We start from the raw sequence: 24,216 nt of genomic DNA, 5'->3' as shown, positions 1-24,216 counted from the left end.
CATGCGCCTGCTGCTTATCGAAGACGACGCCGCCCTGGGCGAAGGTATCCATCAGGCATTGAGCCGTGAAGGCTATACCGTCGACTGGATTCGTGACGGCAGCAGCGCGCTGCATGCACTGCTCAGTGAAACATTTGACCTCGCAATTCTCGACCTCGGCCTGCCGAGGCTGGACGGTTTCGAGGTGTTGCGGCGGCTGCGTCACAGCGGCTCTGCGGTGCCGGTTATGATTCTGACCGCACGCGATTCCACCGAAGACCGCATCACCGGGCTGGACACCGGCGCTGACGATTACCTGGTCAAGCCTTTCGACGTCTCGGAACTCAAGGCCCGTCTACGCGCCCTGCTGCGTCGCAGTGCCGGACGCGCCAAGGTGCTGATCGAGCATGCAGGCATCAGTCTGGACCCCGGTACCCAGCAGGTCAGCTATCACCACGAACCGGTGGCCCTCACGCCCAAGGAATACCAGTTGCTGTACGAACTGCTCTCGCCACCGGGCCGGGTCATGACCCGCGAGCGATTGATGCAGTTGCTTTACGGCTGGAACGAAGGGGCCGAGAGCAACACTCTTGAAGTGCATATCCATCACTTGCGCAAGAAGTTCTCCAGCGACCTGATCCGCACAATCCGTGGCGTCGGTTATCTGGTGGAGGAACGTTCTTGAAGTCGATCCGCCGCCGTACCCTGACGCTCATCATCGGCCTGCTGCTGGCAGGTCTGCTGGTCCTGACGTTGTTCAACGTGCATGACAGCAATCACGAAATCGCCGAGATCTACGACGCGCAACTGGCGCAGAACGCGCGATTGCTGGAAGGCATCATGCGCATGCCGCTGGAGCGCAAGGAACACGCCCAACTCTACGAAGCCTTCAATCTGGCGCTGGCCCAGGCCGAACCGCGCATCGACGGCCATCCTTACGAAAGCAAGATCGCCTTTCAGGTCTGGGACAAGGACGGCCGCTCACTGGTGCGCACCGCCAGCGCTCCGACCTTTACCCACCCGCCGGACAGGGCCGGTTTCAGCGACTTTCCCGACCTGAACCAACACCACTGGCGAGCCTTCGTGCTCAATGATGCCCATAACGGTCTGCGCATCTGGGTGGGTGAGCGTGACGACGTGCGCTCGGACCTGGTCAACCGGATCGTTCGTCACACCGTGCTGCCCAACCTGATCGGCAGCCTGCTGCTGGTGCTTGCCATCTGGCTGGCCATCGGCTGGGGCCTTCGGCCATTGGCGAACTTTGCCCGTACGCTCAGGGGTCGTCATGCCGGGTCGCTGCAACCCCTTGATCTGGCACCGTTGCCGAGTGAACTGGAACCCATGCAAGCGGCGTTGAACCGGATGCTGGGGCAAATTCAGGAGCTGCTCAAACGCGAGCGCCGCTTCATCGCCGACGCTGCTCACGAGATGCGTACGCCGCTCGCGGTGCTCAGGGTGCATGCGCAGAATGTGCTGGAAGCGCACAACGAAGAACAGCGCAAAGAATCGCTGGGCTATCTGATCATCGGCGTTGATCGCACCACGCGGCTGGTCAATCAGTTGCTGACCATCGCGCGGCTGGAGCCTGAGTCTTCAAGGGCAGGCAGATCTCCCGTTGAACTGGTGAGTGCGGTGCGCGACAGCCTGGTTCAGTTGACCCCGTGGGTGCTGAACAAGGGTCTGGAATTGTCTTTCGACTGCAGCGAAGCCGCGCGCGAGGTGAACGTGGATTTCTCCGCCCTCGACATCGCACTGCACAACCTCATCACCAATGCCGTCAACTTCTCGCCCGCAGGCGGGCAGATTACGGTGGGCCTGTCGTTTACAGCCCATCACTTTGAATTGACGGTCGACGATCAGGGTCCCGGCATTGATGAGCAGGAACGTGAGCGCTTGTTCGAACCCTTCTACAGCCGTGGCAGCGATCAGGGCGTGGGGCTTGGGCTGGCTATCGTGCAGAAGGTTGCGCTGTTGCTGGATGGCGGCGTCAACCTGCAGAACCGGACGGTTGGCGGGCTCAGAGCCAGTCTGAAAGCGCCGTTGGGTTGAGACGCCTCATTGACCCCTGGAAACGACCGGTGATTCCCGCTGCGAACCCAACCGACTGATCCACAGTGACACCAGAATCAGCACACCGCCAATCAACAACCGGCTCAACGGCTCGTGCTGGTTCCAGATCAGCAGGTTGATCAGCAGACCGACCGGCACGTGCAAGACGTTGAACACCGCCAGCGTCGCACCGGAAACCATGCAGGCGCCCTTGTTCCACCAGTACATGCCCAGCGCAGTCGAACACAGTCCAAGGAACAGCAGCACGCTCCATTGGGTCGGGTCTTCAGGCAAACGTTGCGGGTTGCCGAACGCCAGGAATGCAGGCAGCACCACGGCCAGCGCGCCGAGATAGAAATAGCCGAAGCGGCGATAGTGCGGCAGGTCGCTGGGGTAGCGCACTACTAAACGCCGGTACAGCACCTGCCCGGCGGCGTAGGTGAAGTTGGCCAGTTGCAGCAGCAGGAAGCCGCCGAGGAAGTTGCCGTCCAGACCGTCGTAGCGGATGACGCCAGCCCCCAGCACGGCAACCAGCGCGGCCAGCAAGGCCCATGGATTGAAGCGCCGGTTCAAGGCGTCTTCGATCAGCGTCACGTGCAGGGGCGTGAGGATGGTGAACAGCAACACTTCCGGCACCGTCAGCACCTTGAAGCTCAGGTACAGGCAGACGTACGTGATGCCGAACTGCAGCGCACCGATGAGCAGCATGCCACGCATGAACGCCGGTTCGACCTGACGCCAGCGGGTCAGCGGAATGAATACCAGCCCCGCCAGCACGACGCGGATCAGCACCGCGAAATAACTGTCGACATGGCCTGCCAGATAGACACCGATCAGGCTGAAGGAAAACGCCTGGATCAGCGTCACGAAAAGTAGATAGCCCATGCTCGCCCCTTTTTTGAAGGGCGCGACCATAGCCGGTTGCGGACGGGGCTGTCCACAGCGGAGAACGGCAGGTCGAGGCGCTACCACAGTCCGTTAGTTGCAGTAAGACTTTTATATGACGATGAGGGCCGGGCGTAGGCCGATTACTGAGCAACGCTCATATCCACATGCAAGGCCAGCCGGGTAATGAACGACGACGAGTGACCTATGCTTGGCGCCACCCGTTATTCACGCTTCAGTCGTTACAGGCCTGCACCCCATGCCCCGAAAAATACTGCGTACTCGCTGCTCTGAGAAACTGCTGTCTGCTCTGCTGTGTATCAGCGCGCTACCTGCGCTGATGCCGCATCCGGCCCATGCCCAGACAAGCCAAAACACCACCCGAGAACACCCCATGCGCATTGCAATGCTCGCCAATGGCAAGACCCTGACGTTCCAGCTTGAAGACAATCAGACGTCAAGAGACTTCGTTGCCCTCTTGCCCCTCGACCTGGCGTTGGAGGATTACGCCTCGACCGAGAAGATCAGCACGCTGTCACGCAAGCTGACCACCGAAGGCGCACCGTCCGGCTACACGCCTGCCGCAAAGGACTTCGCCTATTACGCGCCCTGGGGCAACATCGCGATCTTCCACAAGGGCTTCAAGTATTCGCCAGGGCTGATCAAGCTTGGCACGCTCGAATCGGATCTGGACCTGATCCGCCAGCCGGGGCCGTTGAACGTCAGGTTCGAACTGATCAAGGACTGAACGCAAAAAGCCCTGCTTCTCGGCAGGGCTTTTTCTGTGCATCGAGCCTGTTACTTCAGATTCTTCTTGAAAAACTCGGTCAGCTTGTCGAACGGGATCAGCTTGACCCGATCGTACAGATCCACGTGACCGGCACCCGGCACAATCACCAGTTGCTTGGGTTCACCGGCCAGCTTGTACGCCTCTTCGCTGAACTCGAGCGAGTGCGCCTCTGAGCCTGCGATGAACAGCATCGGACGCGGCGAGATCGAGGCAATGTCATTGAACGGGTAGAAGTTCATGAACTTGACGTTGCTGGTCAGCGTCGGGTGTGTGGTCAGCTTGGGCGACTGGCCTTCAGGCGTGAACTCGCCACGCGGCGTGCGGTAGAAGTCGTAGAACTCACGCTCGATCGGGTGCGATTTTTCAGTGATCTCGTGCACCGTACCGCTTGTGTACCTGGTCTCGCCGCCTGCAAATTCCACGTCGCGCTGAGCCGCCGCTTCGGCAATGATTTTCTTTCTCTGCTCCAGCGTCTGCGAGTGCTTGAGCCCGTTACGGTTGGCAGCGCCCATGTCATACATGCTGACAGTGGCAATGGCTTTCATGCGCGGGTCGATCTTCGCCGCGCTGATCACAAAACTGCCGCTGCCACAGATGCCCAGGACGCCGATACGGTTCTTGTCGACGAAGGTCTGGGTGCCGAGGAAATCCACTGCCGCGCTGAAGTCTTCGGCGTAGATGTCCGGTGATACGGCATTGCGTGGCCGGCCTTCACTTTCGCCCCAGAAGGACAAGTCCAGAGACAGCGTCACAAAACCCTGTTCGGCCAGCTTCTGTGCATACAGATTGGAACTCTGCTCTTTCACCGCGCCCATCGGATGACCGACGATAATCGCCGGGGCCTTGTTGTCGGGGTCCCAGCCTTTGGGAATGAACAGATTTCCGGCCACTCTCATTTTGTACTGGTTGTTGAACGTGACCCTCTGCTGAATGAGCTTATCGCTCTTGTAGAAGTTGTCTGCACCGTTGGACATGTCTGCTCCCACTGCCGAATATGAGCCCACTAAAAGCCCAAGCATTAATAGAAATCTCTTCATCGCGGTCTTCCTGAATCGAGTGATCAACAAAAGTTTTTTATTGCTTCATTCACTGAATCGAGCGTGGCGCATCGCGGCATGGGCAAAGACTGCCGAACCGAGCAACACCACGGCGCCAAACACAAAGGGGCTCCACCAACCCAGGTGGTCGAACAACTCACCGCCCAAGCCGGCACCCACGGTGATCGCCATCTGAATGGTCGCGACCATCAGCCCGCCACCGGCTTCAGCGTCGTCGGGCAGCGTGCGGCTGAGCCACAGGCCCCAGGCCACCGGCGCAGGCGTGGCCACCAGCCCCCATACACCGAGCACGACGGCAACGGCCACAGGCGAATGCCCCAGCGCAATCAACACAGCAGCCAGCACGGCCATCGCCAGCGGGATTGCGATCAGGTAGGCATAGATGCGTTTTTGCAGCAGTCCTCCGATCATCCAGGTCCCTGCCAGACCGCAGAGGCCCAGCAGCAGCAACATCAGCGACAACGTGGTCACACTCACGCCGGTGATGCTTTCGAGAAACGGCCGCAAGTAGGTGAAGACCGCGAACTGGCCCATGAACAGCAACATGATCGCGAGCATGCCGATGGCCACCTGCGAATTGCGCAGCAACTTGAAAGGATTGGTCGCCCGGGTGTTCTGCGGGCTGCTCATCGCCGGGAGGCTCAACCATTGCCAGGCGAAGGCCAGCACTGCGAGCGGGATCACCAGGAAGAACGCGCCACGCCAACCGATGTACTGACCCAGAAAACTGCCCAGCGGCGCGGCGACGGTTGCGGCCAACGCATTACCGCCATTGATCAGCGCCAGCCCCTTGGCGACCGAATCCTTCGGCACCAGACGCATGACTGTGGCCGTCGACATCGACCAGAAGCCACCGATGGAGACACCCAGCAAGGCACGACCGGTCATGAACACCACACCGTTGGGCGCGAACGTCACCGTCATGCCCGATAACAGCAGCAGGAAACTGAAACTCAGCAACACCTTTTTGCGATCAAAGCGCCCGGTCAGCGGCGTATTGAGCAAACTGGTGAGTACCGCGAAGAAACCGGAAATGGAAATCGCCTGGCCCGCCTGCCCCTGGCTGATGCCAAGGTCCCGCGCGATGGGTGTCAGCAGGCTGACCGGCATGAACTCCGAGGCAATCAGCACGACCACGCACAGCGCCATCGAAAAGACCGCGCCCCACGCGGGCGGATGGGCCGCAGCCGCGTTGTGCTCTATGGTTGATTCAAATGTTTTCATGTACCCCTGACCTGCTTGAACGATGCCGTCACGACGCTGAGCCTGACGACTGTAAAAATGTGAAGCACAGGTTAGGGCAAAGGTATTAGGATGATTAGGCGCCGCAATTTCCATGCGATTGTGAGAGAAACTCAGCAATGAGCACACCCAGACTGAATGACCTGCAAGCCTTCCTCGCCGTCGCGCGGGATCAGAGTTTTACCAAGGCCGCCGTAAAGCTTGGTGTCACGGCGTCAGCCTTGAGCCATACCATTCGTGGGCTTGAAGAAAAAATGGGCGTGCGCCTGCTGGCTCGCACCACGCGTAACGTGGCGCCGACCGAAGCGGGCGAAAAACTGATGAACACCATCGGGCCGCTGCTGGATCAGATCGCAACGGAAGTGGCAGTACTGGGCGAGATGCGCGACAAACCGGCCGGCACGATCCGCGTGACCTGCTCCGATGACGCCGCCGAAAACATCATCCGCCCGATGCTGGCGGGTTTTCTGGCGCAATACCCCGACATTCAGGTCGAGGTCTGCATCGATTACGGCTTCACCAACATCGTCAGCGAGCGTTTCGATGCGGGAATACGTCTGGGCGAATCGATCAGCAAGGACATGATCGCCGTGCGCCTCGGCCCGGACTGGCGTCTGTCCGTTGTCGGCACACCCGAGTACTTCGAAAAGCATACTGCGCCGCTGCTGCCTCAGGACCTGACGCAACACACCTGCATCAACATCCGCCACTCACCGAATGGCAACTGTTATGCGTGGGAATTCGAAAAGGACGGTCGCAAGCTGAACACGCGGGTCAACGGCCAGTTCACCTCCAACAGCATGATCCACGTGATGAACGCGGTGCTCGACGGCGTCGGCCTGGCCTATGTGCCGGACTTTCTCGCCAAGCCGCATCTGGCCAGCGGACGCCTCAAGGAAGTGCTCACCGACTGGAGTCCGTACTTCGAAGGTTTTCACCTGTATTACCCCAATCGCCGCCAGGCATCCCCCGCATTCACGGCGTTTGTGGAGGCGATCAGGTATCGGGGTTGACGCGTTAACCGGCGCTGGCCTTGATGGCTTCAGCGACCTTGTCGAGTGATCCCTTCGCGGGCTCGGCAAGCAGCTTCAGCTCAGTAGTCTTGCCACGCGCCACCACCTGCATGCTCTTGGGCGCACCTTTCGCGTCGCCCAGAATGCGGTAAGTGGTGTCGCCGCGCACAAAGCTCAGGGCATGAGTTGCCGCGTCGTATTCAAAGCGTTCGGTGTCCGCCTGTGGATAAAGCAGCCCGACCTGATTCTTCGCATCTACTGCAGCGTAGAAAACCGACCCGCCAGCCCCTGAGCGGAACAGGACGACGCGCTTGCCGGACGGTGCCAGCTTGAACGACAGCAGAATCTCACGCTGATCATCCTCATCCCATACAAGGCTGGTGGTGCGTACCATCTTGCCATTCTTGTTCACGCCGACCGTCTCCGTCGGCAGACCCGAGCCGCCCGTATGATCGATGACCGTCTCGGTCTCCAGAAACGGCTCTCCGTTACGAATGCTGTACGTCGCCATCTGGTGCCAGCAGCAGCCGCTCTTGGTCATGGTGCTGATTTCGCGTTTTTTCTCGTCTACGCCGAACATTCCGCAGTTGCTTTGCGCAAGCTGGGTGAATGAATCACTGTGCTTGAAACCATTCGCTGTGCCGAGGAACACCTGAAACGACGGCCCGTGATAGCAGCTGTTCTGGCCGTCCATCAAGGCCAGGTCCTTGATGCCGTCGAAGTTGAAATCCTTGTAGATCAGCACGCTCTGCTCGCCATACGGGAGCTCTTGCACGTTGGCTTTGACCTTACCGGTCTTCGCATCGGTGTCCAGCACCAGCTCATCGGACTGCACGCGGATCAGCGGCTTGTCGCTGTCCTTGCCGTAGACGTTGATCACACCGGGCCGAAAGGTCTCGTCCGTCGCTGCAACTTCCACCGTGGCGCGGTACTGGTCGGAAAAGTCCTGCAAGGCGTAGGTCTTGCGGGCAGCCTTGTCGAACGCCGCCGCGTCCATCTCGCCATAAGTCTTCTGCGTCTCGGCAGCGCTGGCCAGTGTCGACAGCATCAGCCCGGACAACATCGCCAACGCCCACAGCGCACGCGATGAACCGGCGAGTTGAGGTTTCGATATCAGCATGAGGTGCATCCTGTTTGATAATGCCGCGAGTCTACTTGAGATTTTTTTGATGGTTAGCGTCATATCGCGGGGGTGATGTTTCTTCATTTGCCGACCCCTGCCCGCCCGACCTCCGTTAATGCTTTAATCGCGGCCCCTCTTCGTTCACGGTATCTGAAAGTGTATGGACATTGAATCGCTCTGGCTCAGAACCCAGGAACTCTGGGGCATGCTCGATCACCATCCTTGGGTGCGTACCGGTCTGGCGCTGTTCCTGCTGCTGACCACCGCGCTGGTACTCGGCCGCGTGGCGCGCTTTCTGATTCTCTATGCGATGAAGATGCTGGGCCGACAGCCTGCCCTGCACTGGCTCAACGACTTCCGCCACAACAAGGTTTTCCATCGACTGGCGCAGATCGTGCCGTCGGTGGTCATCCAGTTCGGCCTGAACCTTGTCCCCGGCCTGAGCGCAACCGGCAAAGGCGTGATCGCCAACATCGCCCTGGCCTTCACCATCCTGTTCATGACCCTGACCATCGGCACACTGCTCAATGCCCTGCTGGACATCTACGCCCGCACCGAACACGCCCGCACCCGCTCCATCAAGGGCTACGTGCAACTGGCGAAAATGATCCTCTACATCTTCGCCGCCATCATCATTGTCGCCACCCTGATTGACCGTTCACCGTTGTTGCTGCTGTCCGGCCTGGGCGCCATGTCGGCGGTCATTCTGTTGGTCTACAAGGACACTCTGCTGTCCTTCGTGGCCAGCGTGCAACTGACCAGCAACGACATGCTGCGCGTCGGCGACTGGATCGAGATGCCGCAGGTCGGTGCCGATGGCGACGTGGTCGACATCACCCTGCACACGGTCAAGGTGCAGAACTTCGACAAGACCATCGTCTCCATCCCGACCTGGCGCTTGATGTCCGAGTCGTTCCGCAACTGGCGCGGCATGCAGCAGTCAGGTGGCCGACGCATCAAACGCAGCCTGTTCATCGACGCCAGTGCCGTGCGCTTTGTGCGCGACGATGAAGAACAACGGCTGATGCAGGTGCACCTGCTGACCGACTACATCGGCCGTAAACAGGCCGAGCTGCGCGCCTGGAACCAGGCCCAGGGCAATGTTGCCGAACTCTCATCCAACCGCCGCCGCATGACCAACATCGGCACCTTCCGCGCCTACGCCCTCGCCTATCTGAAAAGCCACGCCGAGATAAACCCCGGCATGACCTGCATGGTCCGGCAACTGGAAGCCACATCACAGGGTATTCCACTGGAGATCTACTGCTTCACACGCACGACGGTGTGGGTGGATTACGAGCGGATTCAGGGGGATATTTTTGATTATTTGATCGCGGTGATGCCGGAGTTTGGCTTGGGGCTTTATCAGCAGCCGAGTGGTGCGGATATGCGGGTGGCGTTGGGCGGGGGTGGTGAGTAGGCGGTCGCAGGCAGTTGGGCAAACGAGTGGCAGGATGGCAACGTACTGAACTACAACCCCACCGACAAGTCAGGATTATCTGTCTCCCCTCTCCCGTGCCGAGGCCTCTGTCATGCCTGCTTACCTTCTCGACTACCAATTCAAAGACGAACCCCGCACCCACTCGCTGGAACTCGACCAGCCTGAACTCCAGGCCCACGAAGCGGCGCTCCACCTTCTTGAGCTGCACTTCGGCGACGCCGAAAACAGCCTGATGATGCCCAACGCCGACGCGACGCCGGATGAGGTTCTGGCCAAGGCCGAGCTGCTGGGGCTGACGCATATCCGTGTCAGCCGACAACCTGCTCAATGAACGGAGCTGGCGCATGAACCCGACCACCCCTGACGGACGCTACTTTGTCGTCAAAGAACAACTGTGGCGCTGCTCGAATCCCTCACTTACCGAAGAGGAACGTCAGCGCTTGGTGAACGAACTGATGGATGCGCGTCGGACAGTGAAATCAGCGAAGGTCACTCAAGACTCTGCCCAGCTCAAGCAGGCCAGAGCAAATGTTGATACGGCCAAGGTGGCGCTGGGGGAACGCGGACCGGTCTGGTGGCAAGATGGCGCACCGGACTACAACCGGCATAAAGTAGATAACACGCCTTATGCAGAATGGTATCGGTCGATCAAATCCTGAGCTTCAGGCCGCTGGGTTAACGCTCTCTTACGTCAAATCATGCAACCCCTTCCCCAGCGCAGGCCTCACCTCAAACCCGGAAAACACCACCTCCAGCCCGCCCCGTTCCGGGCTGCAGCACATTGGGCCTACCAAACACTCGCCCACTGGAAACGGTGCCAGTCGCAGCAATGGCCAGCGCACGCCATCCACGGAGTGCTGGATCCGCATCACGCCTTCGGCCACTGTCACACGCAGCCACAGGCCGGATGTCGATTCTTCGAATGAACCGGTCGCCCAGTCCGACTGGCCACGGGTCAGTACGCTGCCCAGCATGAGCGCGCCGTCGCTGACTTCGACGCCGGTTTTCATCCAGTTGCGCTCGTCGATTCGGACCATCAGCCCGGCCTGGTCGTATAGCGTCTTGAAGTTGCCCTGCACGTGGACTTGAGCGGTGAACGCGCCGATGACGGGTACGCCAAGGAAATGGCCGCTGTCGCGACAAAAGCCGTAGTGGGTTTCCCGCCAGAAGTCGGTGGCAGGATCAGTGGTTACGCTCAGTCTTTCATCACGTACCTGCCACTGTGCCGGCTCGTTATACCAATGCCCCTTCTCGAACATGACTGGCTCCTTTCTGATGTGAGATGAGGAATGTGACAGTTCAACAGCAGCCTTGACAGACGGGCATGCCAAAAAAGACGATGCATCACCCTTCAAGAAGCGGAATGCGTTCATGAGCGAGAAGAAGACACTCCTGCTGACTGGCGCCAGCCGCGGTATCGGCCATGCCACGGTCAAGCATTTCAACGCAGCGGGATGGCAAGTGTTTACGGCCTCCCGACAGAACTGGGTGGCTGAATGCCCGTGGGCGGAAGGCCTGCTCAATCATATCCACCTTGACCTGGAAGACATCGATAGCGTCGTTGCGAACATGGCGGCTATCAAGGAAAAGCTGGGTGGTCGCCTGGATGCGCTGGTCAACAATGCGGGCGTTTCGCCAAAAGGTCCCGAGGGCGCGCGCATGGGGGTACTGGAGTCCGATTACAGCACCTGGATAAAGGTCTTCAACGTCAACCTGTTTTCCACGGCGCTACTGGCACGCGGTCTGTTCGACGAACTCAAGGCCGCCAAGGGCAGCATCATCAACGTCACCTCGATCGCGGGTTCCAAAGTGCATCCCTTTGCGGGCGTGGCGTATTCCACCTCCAAAGCCGCGCTCTCGGCCCTGACGAGAGAGATGGCGTATGACTTCGGGCCGCACGGGGTGAGGGTCAACGCGATAGCACCGGGCGAGATCGACACGTCCATCCTGTCGCCGGGCACGGCCGAAATCGTCGAACGTCTGGTGCCCATGCACCGACTGGGCAAACCCGAGGAAGTCGCGTCCCTGATCTACTTCCTCTGCACCAGTGGCGCGTCCTACGTGAACGGCGCGGAGATTCACGTCAATGGCGGGCAGCACGTCTGATCCCGCTTTTCTAAGCCTGATGACTGATCACGCCACCTGAGCCAGTTTCGCAAGCGCCTGGTTCATCCCCTTCTCCACAAAATCACCGCCCATGTTCAGGCCTTCGGCATGAATGAAGGTGACGTCATGAATCCCCACGAACGCCAGCACTTGGCGTACGTAGGGTTCCTGGTGATCCAGCGCACTGCCGGTGTAAATGCCGCCGCGAGCGGTGAGGACGAAAGCGCGCTTGCCGGTCAGCAGGCCTTGCGGGCCGGTTTCGGTGTATTTGAAGGTCACACCGGCGCGCAGGACGTGGTCGAACCAGGCCTTGAGCGTGCTGGGGATGGCGAAGTTGTACATCGGCGCACCCAGCACCAGCACGTCGGCGGCAATCAGTTCATCGGTAAGGGTATTGGAGCGTTCCAGCGCGGCCTGTTCGGTCTCGCTGCGCTGATCGGCGGGCTTCATCCAGCCGCCCAGCAGCGTGGCGTCCAGGTGCGGCACGGGATTGACGGCCAGGTCGCGGACCGTGACTTGATCATTCGGGTGCGCAGACTGCCACTGGCTGAGGAACTGCTGCGTCAACTGACGCGAAACCGAATCCTGCTGGCGGGCGCTGCTTTCGATGACAAGTAGGCGGGACATGGCTGAAGCTCCATTGAACAAGATAAGTATTCGACGGAGCCGAGGTTAAAGGTGACGTTATCGATGAAAAAGCGCAAAAAACTGCTTCAACCCATCTATAAATTTGTTTTATGCACGACGGCGCTCTACTCTCACCCTGCTCACGCGGGCTGGCAATCGAGCTTGATGCGCAGCTTGATAATGCTGCGCGTGAACTTGGCCGTCACCTCCACGCGCTTGCCTGCGCCAATCTGAACGCGTCGCGTACGGGGTGCCTCGGGACCGTTGACGAATACGACTGCGCACTTGGCGTCTACATCGCCGAAGTTGCTCACCGAGATGGAACCGATGTCCTGGTCGACGTCGTGGGTAACGTAATCGATCTTCACGCCCTGGTACTGCTTTTCCACTTCAATGGGATAGGCAAAGGCCGTCAGTGGCAGCAGGGCCAGCAACACACAACACACTCGTTTCATTGGGCAGTCTCCGGAACGGGGTTGTCAGAGTAGAACAACGGACAACAAAGAAAAGAGGAATTACAGCATGAAAGCGCCCCGCGTGACGCTCGACCAATGGCGCACCCTGCAGGCAGTGGTCGATCACGGCGGTTTTGCCCAGGCCGCCGAAGCCCTGCATCGCTCGCAATCGTCAGTCAGCTACACCGTGGCCCGCATGCAGGATCAACTGGGCGTTCCTCTGCTGCGTATCGATGGTCGCAAGGCCGTGCTGACCGAAGCGGGCGGCGTGCTATTGCGGCGCTCACGTCAGTTGGTCAAACAGGCCAGTCAATTGGAAGACCTCGCCCATCACATGGAACAGGGCTGGGAGGCCGAGGTGCGGCTGGTGATCGATGCCGCCTACCCGTCGGCACGTCTGGTACGCGCGCTGACCGCGTTCATTCCGCAAAGCCGAGGCTGCCGGATTCGGTTGCGTGAAGAGGTGCTGTCAGGCGTCGAGGAAGTGCTGCTCGAAGGCGTGGCAGACCTGGCCATCAGTGGTCTGAGCATTCCCGGCTATCTAGGCGCAGAAATGAGCACCGTCGAATTCGTCGCCGTTGCCCATCCCGAGCATGCCTTGCATCAGGCCAACCGCGAGCTGACGTTTCAGGATCTGGAAAGCCAGCTGCAGGTGGTGATCCGTGACTCGGGCCGTCAGCAACCCCGCGATGTCGGCTGGCTCGGTGCGGAGCAGCGCTGGACGGTCAGCAGTCTCGCCACGGCGGCAACCTTTGTCAGCAGCGGACTGGGCTTTGCCTGGCTGCCACGCCACCTGATCGAACGTGAACTCAAGGACGGCGTGCTGAAGGTATTGCCGCTGGATCGGGGTGGCAGTCGCAACCCGTCGTTCTATCTTTACTCCAGCAAAGACAAACCGCTGGGCCCGGCGACACAGATTCTGATCGACCTGATTCGCACGTTCGACACAGCGCCGCTGACCGCGGCATTTGCGGCACCCTTGCAAGCCTGACACGGAGTAGGCACATGGCGTTCTTCGAGCATGACGACTGTTCACTGCACTACGAAGAGTACGGTCAGGGCGATCCGGTCCTGCTGTTGCACGGCCTGGGCTCGAGTTGTCAGGACTGGGAATACCAGATCCCGACACTGGCCACGCAGTACCGCGTCATCGTCATGGACATGCGCGGCCACGGCCGCTCCGACAAGCCCCACGAACGCTACAGCATCCAGGGCATGAGCGACGACGTTGAAGCGTTGATCGAACACCTGCGGCTGGGGCCGGTGCATGTGGTCGGCCTGTCGATGGGCGGGATGATCGGTTTCCAGCTGGCAGTCGATCATCCGCATCTGCTCAAGAGCCTGTGTATCGTCAACAGCGCGCCACAGGTCAAGATCAGAGGCCCGGGTGATGTCTGGCAATGGGCGCGGCGCTGGACGCTGTCGCGTCTGGTCAGCATGGAAGCGATGGGCAAGGCGCTTGGCAAGCTGCTGTTCCCCAAAACGGAACAGGCAGAACTGCGACGCAAGATGGCCGAACGCTGGGGCCGTAACGACAAACGCGCCTATCTCGCCAGCTTCGATGCCATTGTCGGCTGGGGCGTGGAGCACAAGCTGGAGCGCATCACCTGCCCGACCCTGATCATTGCCGCCGATCACGACTACACTCCGGTGTCGCTCAAGGAAGCGTACGTCAAACGCATTGCGAATGCCCGGCTGGTGGTCATCAAGGATTCGCGCCACGCCACTCCGCTGGACCAGCCCGGGCAGTTCAATCGCACGCTGCTGGAATTCATCGGTGCCAGCAAGGTCTGAGAAACCACACGCAGGTCATCGCACGCGGGCGATCCTTTCGATCACTCTGGGTCGATCACGCTGGGCAAAAAAAGCCAAACGTGGTTACCTTGCCAGCCACAGTCGATATCTCAATTGAATGAAGGACCTGTTGCTCTATGTTGAAAAAAATCGCTCTTGCCGCCTGCTCCGTACTGTTCGCCGCCAACCTGATGGCAGCGCCGGACAAGCCGACTCACGTGGTGCTCAACACCAGTTTCGGCGACATCGAGATTGAACTTGCAGACGCCAAGGCACCGATCAGCACCCAGAACTTCCTGGGCTACGTCGACAGCGGCTTCTACAGCAACACCATTTTTCACCGTGTGATTCCGGGCTTCATGGTTCAGGGCGGCGGCTTTACTCAGCAAATGAATCAGAAGCCGACCAAGGACCCGATCAAGAACGAAGCCCAGAACGGGCTGCATAACGTGCGTGGCACCATTGCCATGGCACGGACTTCAAACGTGAACTCGGCCACCAGTCAGTTCTTCATCAACACCAATGACAATGCCATGCTCGACAACGGCACGCGTGACTACGGCTACGCGGTGTTCGGCAAGGTTGTCAAAGGCATGGATGTGGTCGACCAGATCGTCAACGTCCAGACCGGCAACCAGAAAGGCATGCAGAACGTGCCAAACGACCCGATCCTGATCAAGTCCGCCAAGCGCGTCGACTGACAGGAATCTGCACCGCGTGAGGCCCTGGGCTGCACGCGGTCCGGACGGGAGCGCTTCTATTTATCAAGGGAGAACCCACGCCAAGTGGGTGTGATAGCCAATGCTTTATCGTCGTTTTGAAAAGCTGATCGATATCTTCAAAGACGCCCCCACCGCCGCCCCGCCCAATACCGTTTTCGCGTTTTACATCTACTACCTGCGTCAGGTCTGGCCGACGTTCACGGCCCTGCTGGTGGTGGGTCTGATCGGCGCACTGATCGAAGTGGCGCTGTTCAGTTACCTCAGCCGCATCATCGACCTGGCCCAGACCACCGAGCCCAGGGACTTCTTCAGTCTTCACGGCCCGGAACTGATCTGGATGGTGGTGGTGACCCTGCTGCTGCGCCCGATCTTCGTCGGCCTGCACGACCTGCTGGTGCACCAGACCATCAGCCCCGGCATGACCAACCTGATTCGCTGGCAGAACCACAGCTACGTGCTCAAGCAGAGCGTTAACTTCTTCCAGAACGATTTCGCCGGGCGTATCGCCCAGCGCATCATGCAGACCGGCAACTCGCTGCGTGACTCGGCGGTGCAATCGGTGGATGCGCTCTGGCATGTGTTGATCTATGCGATCAGCGCGATGGTGCTGTTCGCCGAAGCCGACTGGCGGCTGATGATCCCGCTGGGCAGCTGGATTCTCGCGTTCATTCTGGCGCTGATGTACTTCGTGCCCAGGGTCAAACAGCGCTCGGTGGACTCGTCGGACGCACGCTCCAAACTCATGGGCCGGATTGTCGACGGTTACACCAACATCACCACCCTCAAGCTGTTCGCCCACACCAACTTCGAGCAGCAATACGCTCGCGAGGCCATGCGCGATCACACGGTGAAAAGTCAGTTGGCCGGTCGCGTCGTGACCTCGATGGACACCACCATCACCACGATGAACGGCATCCTGATCGTCACCACCACAGGCCTTGCGCTGTGGCTGTGGACCCAGTCGATGATTTCGGTAGGCGCCATCGCACTGGCCACCGGCCTGGTGATTCGGATCGTCAACATGTCCGGCTGGATCATGTGGGTGGTCAACGGCATCTTCGAGAACATCGGCACCGTGCAGGATGGCCTGGAAAGCATCTCGCAACCGGTCTCGATCAACGACAAGCCAACCGCGCAGCCACTGAAGATTGCCAATGGCGGCGTGAAATTCGATGGCGTCGATTTCCACTACGGCAATGGCAACGGGATCATTCACAACCTGAATCTGGACATCAGACCGGGTGAGAAGATTGGCCTGATCGGGCCTTCCGGCGCGGGCAAGTCAACGCTGGTGAACCTGTTGCTGCGCATGTACGACGTGCAGGGCGGCAGAATCCTGATCGACGGGCAGGACGTGGCCGATGTCACTCAGGAAAGCCTGCGTGCACAGATCGGCATGATCACCCAGGATACGTCGCTTCTGCACCGCTCGATCCGCGACAATCTGCTGTATGGCAATCCGGGCGCGACGGATGAGCAATTGTGGGAAGCCATCCGCAAGGCGCGTGCCGATGAGTTCATCCCGTTGCTGTCGGACTCCGAAGGCCGCACCGGTTTTGACGCTCATGTGGGCGAGCGTGGGGTCAAGCTGTCCGGTGGTCAGCGCCAGCGCATCGCGATCACTCGCGTGCTGCTCAAGGATGCGCCGATTCTGATCATGGACGAAGCCACCTCGGCGCTGGATTCGGAAGTCGAAGCGGCGATTCAGGAAAGCCTGGAAACCCTGATGGAAGGCAAGACCGTCATCGCCATCGCCCATCGCCTCTCGACCATCGCACGCATGGACCGGCTGGTAGTGCTGGAAAAAGGCCAGATCGCAGAGACCGGCACCCACGCCGAACTGCTGGCCCATGGCGGGCTGTATGCACGCCTGTGGCAGCACCAGACGGGTGGATTTGTGGGGGTGGATTGATTCTGCGCTGAATGTGACGCGGCACAGACTGAGGACTCAGTGAGCCGAGCGCATGACGTGGATAACGCTAGAGCTTGTCCACGCATCTGCGCCACATTCGAGAGCGGACGCGGAGCGTCCTGAGCGGCATTCCCACGCGGAGCGTAGGAACGATCAGCGTGATCTCAAGCAAGCCGATCATGCCCATGCTTGTGCTCCGAGTTATACCCGAGTCTTGCTGCGACCACGGACTGTGGGAGGCGGCTTGCCGGCGATGCTTTTTCTGAAGCGACCTGTCAGTGACTGAACTGACGCCATCGCCGGCAAGCCGCCTCCCACGGGGACTCAAACCTGCCGATAAGGCAACGCGGCCCGCGCTTCCTCGGCATACGCCATCACGCCCACCCGCTCCTGCTCCAGAAAATCGCTCACGGCGTCTTTCAGGCCGGGGTGCATCAGGTAGTGCCATGACCGGGTGATCTGCGGTTCGAAGCCGCGGATCAGTTTGTGCTCGCCTTGGGCACCTGCATCGAAGCGTTGCAGTCCGTTGGCAATCGCGTAGTCCATCCCTTGATAGAAACAGGTCTCGAAGTGCAGGCGGTCGAACTCGGCCAGACAGCCCCAATAACGCCCATAAAAGCTGTCGCCGCCGATCAGACTGAAGGCCATGGCCACCGGGCGTGAGCCCTGCAGCGCCAGCACCACGCGGATCGACTCGGGCATGCGCTCGGCCAGCAGGCTGAAGAATTCGCGCGTCAGGTACGGCGCCTGCCCACGTATCTCATAGGTATTGGAATAGCAGGCGTACACGAAGTCCCACAGAATCTCGGTCATCTGCGAACCTTCAAGCCATTCGAAGGCGATGCCCTGACCTGCAACTTGCTCGCGTTCCTTGCGCATCTGCTTGCGTTTGCGCGAACTCAGCGCGTCCAGAAAATCCTGAAAATCCCGATAGCCACGGTTGTGCCAATGGAACTGGCAGCCGATGCGCGACAGCCAGCCCGCCTGGGTTTCAAGCACCGCGTCGGCGGCTGGATCGGTGAAGTTGATGTGCGCGCTCGACAGACCTTCGCTCTGCAAATACGCCGGCAGCTCGCTCACCAGCTCCGAGGCGCCCTGCGGGGTCGCAGACAGAATGCGCGAGCCGCCCACCGGACTGAACGGCACCGCCACCAGCAGCTTGGGGTAGTACGCGATACCGGCGCGGCGGCAGGCGTCGGCCCACGCGTGGTCGAACACGTATTCGCCGTAGGAATGCCATTTTCGATAGGCCGGAAGCGCAGCCACCAGTTGTTCGTTTTCGTAATGCAGCACGTGTTCGGGACGCCACCCGGAGCGCGGCCCGAGGCTCCCGCTGTCCTCCAGCGAGGTCAGAAAGGCGTGGCGCAGAAACGGCTGATTGCCCGGTACAAGCGCATCCCATTGGGCAGGCGCGACGGTACTCAGGGTGTCGACGACGTGAACCGGCATGCAGGTTCCCTCGGAGGTAAACGTGCGACGAGTATCACTCATTGAGGGGGAATGTAAACGACCGCGAATCGACGGCCGCTCTACATCAGGCCTTTCAACCCACAGACCGGCACCCTGTCCGTCAGGATGCCGACCGCCGATGCAATCAGCGTTTGCGCAGGATCACGCTGCCAATCGAATAACCCGCACCGAACGAACTCAACACGCCCAGCGCACCTTTGGGCAGGTCGTCCTGATAGGTGTGGAACGCGATGATCGAACCGGCCGAACTGGTGTTGGCGTAGGTATCGAGAATCACGGGGGCTTCTTCGACCGTTGCGTCGCGGCCCAGCAGTTTCTTGACGATCAGGTGGTTCATGCTCAGGTTGGCCTGATGCAGCCAGAAGCGCTGTACGTCACTGACGTTCAGGCCGTTGTCGTCCAGATGCGCGCCGACCAGTTCCGCCACCATCGGGCAGACCTCGCGGAACACTTTGCGGCCTTCCTGCACGAACAGCTTGTCCGGCGCACCCTGACCTTCATCCGACGTGCGGTTGAGGAAGCCGAAGTTGTTGCGGATGTTGTTGGAGAACTTGGTCAGCAGGCGGGTGCTGACGATATCGAACTGGTACGGCGAGGTCGCCAGATCGGCACGCTCCACCACGACTGCGGTTGCGCCGTCACCGAAGATAAAGTGGCTGTCGCGATCACGGAAGTTCAGGTGGGCGGTGCAGATTTCCGGGCTGATGACCAGAATGGCGCGAGCCTGACCCAATTGCACGCTGTTGCACGCTGTCTGAATGCCGAAGGTGGCCGACGAGCAGGCCACGTTCATATCGAAACCATAACCTGCGATACCCAGCGCTTCCTGGATCTCGATGGAGACCGCCGGGTAGGCGCGCTGCAGGTTGGAACAGGCAACGATAACGCCGTCGATGTCTGCGGTGGTCTTGCCCGCTCGTTCCAGCGCCTGTTTTGCCGCTGCGACGCCCATTTCGCACAGAATCGACCACTGATCGTTGGAACGCTCAGGCAGGTTCGGCTTCATGCGCTGCGGGTCGAGGATGCCCTGCTTGTCCATCACGAAGCGGCTCTTGATGCCCGAGGCTTTTTCGATGAACGCAGCGCTGGATTCGCTCAGTGCTTCCAGCTCGCCACGCTCGATGGCCGCAGCGTTCTCGCTGTTGAACTGGTTGACGTAGGCATTGAAGGACTGCACCAGCTCTTCGTTGGAAATGCTGTTGGCCGGGGTGTACAGGCCTGTGCCGCTGATGACGACGTTGTGCACGGTCGTTCCTCTCTTATTGAAGGTCGCAGGGGTTGGCCTGCCAGGGCACGGTAGGCGGCAATCCAGACTTTTCTGGGACCAGCGTACCAATGCATAGATAAAACATGCGCATGACTGAAAGCGCGCAAGGCTCAAGCCGCGTCCATGGCATTGTGAAGACAGACGCGGAGTGTGCCACAGCGCCCGGTTTTGGCGCTATCGGGCCAATGAACATCGGCCCTGAGATCCTTCTCGCCTTGCTGCCTGTGCAGTCCGCTCAGACCGTTTTTCGACGGGGTGCCGGGCTCGGGATCAGCCTTCGACCATCGCCCACTGCTTGCTCAGCCGCTTGTCAGAAACCGGCATTTTAGTGCCCAACTGCTGGGCGAACAGCGACACACGATATTCCTCCATCCACCAACGATAGACCGCAAGTTCAGGATCGCGCTTGCCTTCCTGGCGGTGTTTGTCGGCTCGCGCCTGATATTGCGCCCACAGGCCTGCCAGCTCGATGCTCCAGACCCGGTCCTTCTGCACCTGACCCGGCAGTTTCTCCAGGCGCATCTCGATGGCTTTCAGGTAGCGCGGCATTTCCTTGAGCCACTGCGCGGGTGTTTCGCGCACGAAGCCCGGATACACCAGCTTGCCCAGTTGCGCCTTGATGTCGTTGAGCGCGACCGCCTGCGCCAGGTCGATCTTGCCTTTGAAGCGCTTCTGCAAACCATGCCACAGCTTGAGGATTTCCAGCGTCAGCTTCGCCAGCCGCTCGGCATGCTCGGTCCAGTCGGCGCGTTTGCGTTCGGCCAGTGACAGCAGCCCGGCCCCGTCGCGCGGCAGTTCAGCTTCGCCCTCCAGCACGCAGCTGTCGAGGCTGGCCAGCAGAATGTCTTCGATCAGTGCATCGATGCGGCCCAGCTCGCGGTACAACAGCGCCAGCTCGGTCTGCCCCGGCAGCTTGCTGCGCAGAAACTTCGCAGGCTCGGCCAGTTGTTGCAGCAACAGGCGTTGCAGCGCACGGCGATGCTGATACTCGGCCTCGGCCTGGGTCGAGAAGCGACCTTCCTTGACTGTACCGCCCTCTTCCACCAATGCCGGATACACCGTCATCGACAGACCGGCAATGTTCTGCTGAGTCTTTTGCGCCACCGGCGCGAAGACCTTGGCTTCCACCGGCTGCTGACTTTTCGCGGTCTGCGGAACGGCGAGCGCGGCCTGGCTCGCTTCGGCGAAACGTGCTGTCAGCGCATCAAGGTCGCGACCTTCGCCCAGGAACTTGCCGTCACCATCGACGATTTCCAGGTTCATCTTCAGGTGGCTTTCGAGTTGCTGGGTCGCTTCCGCCCACGCCTCGTCGGTCACTCGCGCCCCGGTCATGCGCAGCAGTTCGCGGCCCAGCGCTTCGGTCAGCGAGCCCTCGCCAAAGGTGATGCGTTGCAGCGCCGCCTTGATGAAGTCCGGCACCGGTACAAAGTTCTTGCGCACCGCCTTGGGCAGACTGCGGACCAGGGCGATGCACTTGGTTTCAAGCAACCCCGGCACCAGCCATTCCAGACGTTCGGCGGGCAGCGACAGCAGCAACGGCGCTGGCACACGCAGGGTCACACCGTCACGGGGATGATTGGGCTCGAAGTGGTAGGTCAGCGACAGGCTCAGTTCGCCCAGTCGCAGGGTATCCGGGTACTGCGCAGCGGTGACTTCGCTGGCCTCGCGGGCTAGTACGTCTTCTTCGCGCATGATCAGCAACTGCGGGTTCTTCTGACTCTCGGTCTTGTACCAGCTGTCGAACGTGGCCGTCTGATGAATCTCGGCCGGGACACGCGCTTCGTAGAATGCATACAGCGTGTCTTCGTCAGCCAGAATGTCGCGGCGCCGGGCCTTGGCTTCCAGCTCGTCCAGCTGCTCCAGAAGGCGAGTGTTGGCGCTCAGGCATTTGGCGCGGGACTGAATATCACCGCGCACCAGACCTTCGCGGATGAACAGCTCACGCGACACCACAGGATCGACAGGACCGAAATGCACGGGGCGGCGACCGACCACGATCAGGCCGAACAGCGTGATCTGTTCGAAGGCCACGACCTGTCCGCGCTTCTTCTCCCAATGCGGCTCGAAGTGGTTTTTCTTGATCAAGTGCCCTGCCAGTGGCTCGATCCAGTCGGCATCGATCTTGGCGACCATGCGTGCATACAGCTTTGTGGTTTCCACCAGTTCGGCGGTCATCAGCCATTGCGGACGCTTTTTGCCCAGCCCGGATGACGGATGAATCCAGAACCGCCGCTGCCGCGCACCGAGGTAGTCGCCTTCGTCGGCTTTCTGGCCGATCTGGCTCAGCAGGCCGGACAGAATCGCCTTGTGGAATTTCGGGTAATCCGCAGGTTCTTTGTTGACCGTCAATTGCAGGTCACGACAGATCAGGCTCAGTTGCCGATGGGAGTCGCGCCACTCGCGCAGCCGCAGGTAATTGAGGAAATTGCGGCGGCACCAATTGCGCAACGGGCTGGCAGTCAGTGCCTGACGCTGCTCTTCGAAACCGCGCCATAGATTGACCAGCCCGGCAAAGTCCGAGTCGGCGTCCTTCCATTGCGCATGCGCCTGATCGGCCGCCTGCTGTCGCTCGGGCGGACGCTCGCGTACGTCCTGCACCGACATGGCGCTGGCCACGATCAACACTTCCTGCAGACTGCCTTGTTTGGCCGCCTCCAGCAGCATGCGTCCCATGCGCGGGTCCACCGGCAAGCGTGCCAATTGACGACCCAACGGGGTCAACTGGTTCTCGCGATTGACCGCCGACAGCTCCTGCAACAGGTTGAAGCCGTCACTGATGGCCTTGCCGTCCGGCGGCTCGATGAACGGAAAGTCAGTGATCTCGCCCAGACGCAGGTGCAGCATCTGCAGGATCACCGCCGCCAGGTTGGTGCGCAGGATCTCGGGGTCGGTGAATTCAGGTCGGGCGTTGAAATCCTCTTCGCTGTACAGGCGCACACACAGGCCCGGCTCGACACGACCGCAACGGCCTTTACGCTGATTGGCGCTGGCCTGGGACACGGCTTCGATCGGCAGACGCTGAACCTTGGCGCGGTAGCTGTAGCGACTGATGCGCGCAGTACCGGTATCGATCACATAGCGGATGCCTGGCACGGTCAGCGAGGTCTCGGCCACGTTGGTGGCCAGCACAACACGACGCCCCGAATGAGACTGGAAAATGCGCTGCTGCTCGGCAGGCGACAGGCGTGCATACAACGGCAGGATTTCGGTGTGCCTGAGTTGGGCCTTGCGCAGCATTTCAGCCGCGTCACGAATCTCGCGCTCGCCGGGCAGGAACACCAGGACGTCGCCCGGACTCTTGCGCTCGCTGCGCTCAAAGTCCGCCAACTCTTCGAGCGTGGCCAGAATCGCCTGATCGACGGTCAGGTCATCCTCGACGCTGTTGCCCTCTTCATCCTGCTCGCTGGTCAGCGGGCGGTACCAGGTGTCGACCGGAAAGGTCCGGCCCGACACTTCGATGATCGGCGCGTCGTTGAAGTGCTCGGAGAAGCGCTGCAGGTCGATGGTCGCCGACGTGATGATAACTTTCAGGTCGGGACGACGCGGCAGCAGGGTTTTCAGGTAACCGAGCAGGAAGTCGATGTTCAGGCTGCGTTCGTGGGCTTCGTCGACGATGATCGTGTCGTAGCGCTCAAGGAAACGGTCGTGCTGGGTTTCGGCCAGCAGGATGCCGTCGGTCATCAGCTTGATCAGGGTGTTGCTGTCGCTTTGATCTTCGAAACGCACCTGATAACCAACCAGCGCACCCAGCGGTGTAGCCAATTCGTCGGCGACCCGGCTGGCGACGCTGCGCGCTGCAATTCGACGCGGCTGCGTGTGGCCAATCAGGCCATGCTGCCCGCGACCGATTTCCAGGCAGATTTTCGGCAACTGAGTGGTTTTGCCTGAGCCGGTTTCACCCGCGATGATCAGCACCTGATGCTTGAGCAGCGCGTCCTTGATTTCGTCGCGCTTGGCGGCGATGGGCAGGTTGTCGTCATAGCGAACGGTCGGCACGCTCTCGCGTCGCGACGTGACCTGCGCACAGGACGCCTGAACCCGCGCCACCCATTGCGCCAGCTTCGCCTCGTCGGGCTTCTTGCGCAGCTCATGCAACTGCCGACGCAGACGATGGCGGTCACCGATCATCGCTTGATCGAGGTTTTTCAGGAGTTGGTCGATGGAAGGCGATTCGTCGGTCATCAGGTGCGCAGAGTCTTTTCTTGAAGGATAAAGGGGTGCGATTGTCGCAGATTGCGGGAAGCAGGACGACTGTCAAGGGCGGATTGGGCTGAGCTGATACA

General features: G+C 60.3%; 22 protein-coding genes. 12 read left to right on the top strand and 10 right to left on the bottom strand.

The genetic code is table 11. The features are described 5' to 3' along the window. The first annotated feature begins 1 nt into the window (after position 1). On the top strand, positions 2–664 hold the full coding sequence (locus QRN20_RS19450) for a response regulator (RefSeq protein ID WP_004887550.1): 663 nt from the start codon (positions 2–4) through the stop codon (positions 662–664). Then, positions 661–2,028 (top strand): ATP-binding protein, encoded by a 1,368-nt coding sequence (locus QRN20_RS19445; protein WP_285361007.1) that lies wholly within the window; start codon positions 661–663, stop codon positions 2,026–2,028. The genes QRN20_RS19450 and QRN20_RS19445 overlap by 4 nt, the downstream gene beginning before the upstream one ends. A 6-nt stretch (positions 2,029–2,034) precedes the next feature. On the opposite strand, the gene QRN20_RS19440 is transcribed toward QRN20_RS19445, so the two are convergent. Continuing rightward, positions 2,035–2,913, bottom strand: coding sequence for a carboxylate/amino acid/amine transporter (locus QRN20_RS19440; RefSeq protein ID WP_029242476.1), 879 nt, complete (start codon positions 2,911–2,913; stop codon positions 2,035–2,037). Positions 2,914–3,307: 394 nt separating this feature from the next. On the opposite strand from QRN20_RS19440, the gene QRN20_RS19435 reads away from it, so the two are divergent. Further along, entirely contained in the window at positions 3,308–3,661 is a 354-nt protein-coding gene (locus QRN20_RS19435) for a cyclophilin-like fold protein (protein WP_029242475.1), read from the top strand. A gap of 50 nt (positions 3,662–3,711) precedes the next feature. Here the strand turns inward: QRN20_RS19435 and QRN20_RS19430 are convergent, their stop codons facing one another. Together QRN20_RS19430 and QRN20_RS19425 are read right to left on the bottom strand one after the other, a co-directional pair. Next, positions 3,712–4,740, bottom strand: a complete 1,029-nt coding sequence (locus tag QRN20_RS19430; protein ID WP_029242474.1) for an alpha/beta hydrolase — start codon at positions 4,738–4,740, stop codon at positions 3,712–3,714. Between the two features lie 45 nt (positions 4,741–4,785). Next, positions 4,786–5,985, bottom strand: coding sequence for an MFS transporter (locus tag QRN20_RS19425; protein WP_285361006.1), 1,200 nt, complete (start codon positions 5,983–5,985; stop codon positions 4,786–4,788). Positions 5,986–6,122: 137 nt separating this feature from the next. On the opposite strand from QRN20_RS19425, the gene QRN20_RS19420 reads away from it, so the two are divergent. Then, positions 6,123–7,016, top strand: coding sequence for a LysR family transcriptional regulator (locus QRN20_RS19420; RefSeq protein WP_029242472.1), 894 nt, complete (start codon positions 6,123–6,125; stop codon positions 7,014–7,016). Between the two features lie 4 nt (positions 7,017–7,020). Here the strand turns inward: QRN20_RS19420 and QRN20_RS19415 are convergent, their stop codons facing one another. Beyond that, entirely contained in the window at positions 7,021–8,136 is a 1,116-nt protein-coding gene (locus QRN20_RS19415) for an XAC2610-related protein (RefSeq protein ID WP_406655580.1), read from the bottom strand. A gap of 163 nt (positions 8,137–8,299) precedes the next feature. Here QRN20_RS19415 and QRN20_RS19410 point away from each other — a divergent pair, with 163 nt between their 5' ends. The 3 genes from QRN20_RS19410 to QRN20_RS19400 all read left to right on the top strand — a co-directional run bounded on the left by QRN20_RS19410 (position 8,300) and on the right by QRN20_RS19400 (position 10,239). Continuing rightward, complete coding sequence (locus tag QRN20_RS19410) at positions 8,300–9,559, top strand: mechanosensitive ion channel family protein (RefSeq protein WP_029242470.1); 1,260 nt, start codon at positions 8,300–8,302, stop codon at positions 9,557–9,559. Between the two features lie 112 nt (positions 9,560–9,671). Further along, complete coding sequence (locus tag QRN20_RS19405; RefSeq protein WP_122425509.1) at positions 9,672–9,911, top strand: hypothetical protein; 240 nt, start codon at positions 9,672–9,674, stop codon at positions 9,909–9,911. A 13-nt stretch (positions 9,912–9,924) separates the two neighbouring features. Beyond that, positions 9,925–10,239 (top strand): hypothetical protein, encoded by a 315-nt coding sequence (locus QRN20_RS19400; RefSeq protein ID WP_285361005.1) that lies wholly within the window; start codon positions 9,925–9,927, stop codon positions 10,237–10,239. 27 nt (positions 10,240–10,266) lie between these two features. Here the strand turns inward: QRN20_RS19400 and QRN20_RS19395 are convergent, their stop codons facing one another. After that, on the bottom strand, positions 10,267–10,839 hold the full coding sequence (locus QRN20_RS19395; RefSeq protein WP_285361004.1) for a DUF1349 domain-containing protein: 573 nt from the start codon (positions 10,837–10,839) through the stop codon (positions 10,267–10,269). A 112-nt stretch (positions 10,840–10,951) separates the two neighbouring features. Here QRN20_RS19395 and QRN20_RS19390 point away from each other — a divergent pair, with 112 nt between their 5' ends. Next, positions 10,952–11,686, top strand: coding sequence for an SDR family NAD(P)-dependent oxidoreductase (locus tag QRN20_RS19390; RefSeq protein WP_004887523.1), 735 nt, complete (start codon positions 10,952–10,954; stop codon positions 11,684–11,686). Between the two features lie 27 nt (positions 11,687–11,713). Here QRN20_RS19390 and QRN20_RS19385 read toward each other — a convergent pair whose 3' ends face one another. Further along, a complete protein-coding gene (locus tag QRN20_RS19385; protein ID WP_025994788.1) occupies positions 11,714–12,313 on the bottom strand; it encodes an FMN-dependent NADH-azoreductase in 600 nt (199 codons plus the stop codon). Positions 12,314–12,453: 140 nt separating this feature from the next. Next, positions 12,454–12,768: a 3-phosphoglycerate kinase gene (locus tag QRN20_RS19380; protein ID WP_285361003.1), complete on the bottom strand. Its 315-nt coding sequence runs from the start codon at positions 12,766–12,768 to the stop codon at positions 12,454–12,456. A 67-nt stretch (positions 12,769–12,835) separates the two neighbouring features. Here QRN20_RS19380 and QRN20_RS19375 point away from each other — a divergent pair, with 67 nt between their 5' ends. The 4 genes from QRN20_RS19375 (at position 12,836) to QRN20_RS19360 (ending at position 17,196) form a co-directional block, all read left to right on the top strand. Continuing rightward, positions 12,836–13,759, top strand: coding sequence for a LysR family transcriptional regulator (locus QRN20_RS19375; protein WP_057409547.1), 924 nt, complete (start codon positions 12,836–12,838; stop codon positions 13,757–13,759). 14 nt (positions 13,760–13,773) lie between these two features. Then, entirely contained in the window at positions 13,774–14,562 is a 789-nt protein-coding gene (locus QRN20_RS19370) for an alpha/beta fold hydrolase (RefSeq protein ID WP_122570003.1), read from the top strand. A gap of 137 nt (positions 14,563–14,699) precedes the next feature. Continuing rightward, complete coding sequence (locus QRN20_RS19365; protein WP_029242463.1) at positions 14,700–15,263, top strand: peptidylprolyl isomerase; 564 nt, start codon at positions 14,700–14,702, stop codon at positions 15,261–15,263. A gap of 100 nt (positions 15,264–15,363) precedes the next feature. Then, on the top strand, positions 15,364–17,196 hold the full coding sequence (locus QRN20_RS19360) for an ABC transporter ATP-binding protein (protein ID WP_057409545.1): 1,833 nt from the start codon (positions 15,364–15,366) through the stop codon (positions 17,194–17,196). Positions 17,197–17,520: 324 nt separating this feature from the next. On the opposite strand, the gene QRN20_RS19355 is transcribed toward QRN20_RS19360, so the two are convergent. The 3 genes from QRN20_RS19355 to hrpA form a co-directional block, all read right to left on the bottom strand. Next, complete coding sequence (locus QRN20_RS19355) at positions 17,521–18,645, bottom strand: GNAT family N-acetyltransferase (RefSeq protein ID WP_122431804.1); 1,125 nt, start codon at positions 18,643–18,645, stop codon at positions 17,521–17,523. A gap of 145 nt (positions 18,646–18,790) precedes the next feature. Next, positions 18,791–19,912: a beta-ketoacyl-ACP synthase III gene (locus tag QRN20_RS19350; protein WP_058430681.1), complete on the bottom strand. Its 1,122-nt coding sequence runs from the start codon at positions 19,910–19,912 to the stop codon at positions 18,791–18,793. Positions 19,913–20,203: 291 nt separating this feature from the next. Further along, the gene (gene hrpA / locus QRN20_RS19345) at positions 20,204–24,115 is read right to left on the bottom strand and encodes an ATP-dependent RNA helicase HrpA (protein ID WP_285361002.1); all 3,912 of its coding nucleotides are present in this window, start codon (positions 24,113–24,115) and stop codon (positions 20,204–20,206) included. Between the last annotated feature and the right edge of the window lie 101 nt (positions 24,116–24,216).

Source organism: Pseudomonas sp. fls2-241-TYG-175 (assembly GCF_030209155.1).
GTDB lineage: Bacteria > Pseudomonadota > Gammaproteobacteria > Pseudomonadales > Pseudomonadaceae > Aquipseudomonas > Aquipseudomonas viridiflava.
This window is presented reverse-complemented; position numbering and strand designations above follow the sequence as displayed.

What these genes read in the sequence shown, in the direction of transcription:
- QRN20_RS19450 (WP_004887550.1), top strand. Translation starts at nt 2, where the DNA reads ATGCGCCTGCTGCTTATCGAAGACGACGCCGCCCTGGGCGAAGGTATC.
- QRN20_RS19440 (WP_029242476.1), bottom strand. Translation starts at nt 2,913, where the DNA reads ATGGGCTATCTACTTTTCGTGACGCTGATCCAGGCGTTTTCCTTCAGC.
- QRN20_RS19435 (WP_029242475.1), top strand. Translation starts at nt 3,308, where the DNA reads ATGCGCATTGCAATGCTCGCCAATGGCAAGACCCTGACGTTCCAGCTT.
- QRN20_RS19430 (WP_029242474.1), bottom strand. Translation starts at nt 4,740, where the DNA reads ATGAAGAGATTTCTATTAATGCTTGGGCTTTTAGTGGGCTCATATTCG.
- QRN20_RS19425 (WP_285361006.1), bottom strand. Translation starts at nt 5,985, where the DNA reads ATGAAAACATTTGAATCAACCATAGAGCACAACGCGGCTGCGGCCCAT.
- QRN20_RS19420 (WP_029242472.1), top strand. Translation starts at nt 6,123, where the DNA reads ATGAGCACACCCAGACTGAATGACCTGCAAGCCTTCCTCGCCGTCGCG.
- QRN20_RS19415 (WP_406655580.1), bottom strand. Translation starts at nt 8,136, where the DNA reads ATGCTGATATCGAAACCTCAACTCGCCGGTTCATCGCGTGCGCTGTGG.
- QRN20_RS19410 (WP_029242470.1), top strand. Translation starts at nt 8,300, where the DNA reads ATGGACATTGAATCGCTCTGGCTCAGAACCCAGGAACTCTGGGGCATG.
- QRN20_RS19405 (WP_122425509.1), top strand. Translation starts at nt 9,672, where the DNA reads ATGCCTGCTTACCTTCTCGACTACCAATTCAAAGACGAACCCCGCACC.
- QRN20_RS19400 (WP_285361005.1), top strand. Translation starts at nt 9,925, where the DNA reads ATGAACCCGACCACCCCTGACGGACGCTACTTTGTCGTCAAAGAACAA.
- QRN20_RS19395 (WP_285361004.1), bottom strand. Translation starts at nt 10,839, where the DNA reads ATGTTCGAGAAGGGGCATTGGTATAACGAGCCGGCACAGTGGCAGGTA.
- QRN20_RS19390 (WP_004887523.1), top strand. Translation starts at nt 10,952, where the DNA reads ATGAGCGAGAAGAAGACACTCCTGCTGACTGGCGCCAGCCGCGGTATC.
- QRN20_RS19385 (WP_025994788.1), bottom strand. Translation starts at nt 12,313, where the DNA reads ATGTCCCGCCTACTTGTCATCGAAAGCAGCGCCCGCCAGCAGGATTCG.
- QRN20_RS19380 (WP_285361003.1), bottom strand. Translation starts at nt 12,768, where the DNA reads ATGAAACGAGTGTGTTGTGTGTTGCTGGCCCTGCTGCCACTGACGGCC.
- QRN20_RS19375 (WP_057409547.1), top strand. Translation starts at nt 12,836, where the DNA reads ATGAAAGCGCCCCGCGTGACGCTCGACCAATGGCGCACCCTGCAGGCA.
- QRN20_RS19370 (WP_122570003.1), top strand. Translation starts at nt 13,774, where the DNA reads ATGGCGTTCTTCGAGCATGACGACTGTTCACTGCACTACGAAGAGTAC.
- QRN20_RS19365 (WP_029242463.1), top strand. Translation starts at nt 14,700, where the DNA reads ATGTTGAAAAAAATCGCTCTTGCCGCCTGCTCCGTACTGTTCGCCGCC.
- QRN20_RS19360 (WP_057409545.1), top strand. Translation starts at nt 15,364, where the DNA reads ATGCTTTATCGTCGTTTTGAAAAGCTGATCGATATCTTCAAAGACGCC.
- QRN20_RS19355 (WP_122431804.1), bottom strand. Translation starts at nt 18,645, where the DNA reads ATGCCGGTTCACGTCGTCGACACCCTGAGTACCGTCGCGCCTGCCCAA.
- hrpA (WP_285361002.1), bottom strand. Translation starts at nt 24,115, where the DNA reads ATGACCGACGAATCGCCTTCCATCGACCAACTCCTGAAAAACCTCGAT.